Origin of the sequence: Herbiconiux daphne, from assembly GCF_024979295.1 — a bacterium.
Taxonomy (GTDB): domain Bacteria; phylum Actinomycetota; class Actinomycetes; order Actinomycetales; family Microbacteriaceae; genus Herbiconiux; species Herbiconiux daphnes.
Genome location: NZ_JANLCJ010000399.1, coordinates 1 through 699 on the forward strand (window position 1 = coordinate 1; position 699 = coordinate 699).

The 699-nt window shown below is 39.9% G+C and carries 2 protein-coding genes; both read left to right on the top strand.

The genetic code is table 11. The features are described 5' to 3' along the window. The coding region (locus N1032_RS25470) for a hypothetical protein (RefSeq protein WP_259543385.1) at positions 1–423 on the top strand (423 nt) is incomplete at its 5' end. Beyond that, positions 423–699: hypothetical protein (locus N1032_RS25475; protein ID WP_259543386.1), on the top strand; the 277-nt coding region annotated here is incomplete at its 3' end. The genes N1032_RS25470 and N1032_RS25475, both read left to right, overlap by 1 nt.

Consider the following 699-nt stretch of genomic DNA (forward strand, 5'->3'; position numbering starts at 1 on the left):
ACTGGACAAACACCAGTTAGTAGGATTGCATCAAATGTAGCAGGTAGTGCTGAGAAAGTATTCCCGTACTCTAAAGCAATACGTTCATGGGATCAATCAGCAGTTAACCCTGAAGGTTGGACTGAAGCTATGAATAAAGATCCAATTGGTAGTTTGATTACCATTGGTGAAAGTCTCCATACTGCTATTTCCCCTGTAGCTGCTGCTAAAGCATTACCATATGCAACTGCTGCTAACCTACCGAAACAATACATTGATTGGTCTCATTACCGTGACATTCAGCGTATAATCAAGAACAGGAAGTATGGTGCTGATGAATTACGTCAGAAACTAGGTGAACTATTGGACAAACTGCCAACCCACCTAACCCCTGAACAACGTGAAGAAGCAGAAGGCACTGTATTAAATACAAGGGGGCAATAATGGCTACCCTACAACAAATTAAATTATACGTTCAAGGATTTTTACCACAGTCAAGTGGGGAAACTTTAAACCTTAAGAACGCTGTAGAGAGGGAACTTCGTAAAATCTCTGTAGCATTTGATGACACTTTAGTTAGAATCCAAACACTCAGAAGTAATATTTCAGGGTTATTGGGTGACTACTTAAATAAAACTGATGGTTCTGTTCAGACAGTGACTAACAGTGTAGTATTCAAAAATGATCTAGGAGTTGAAGCAGACAGTGTAGGGGTATTCC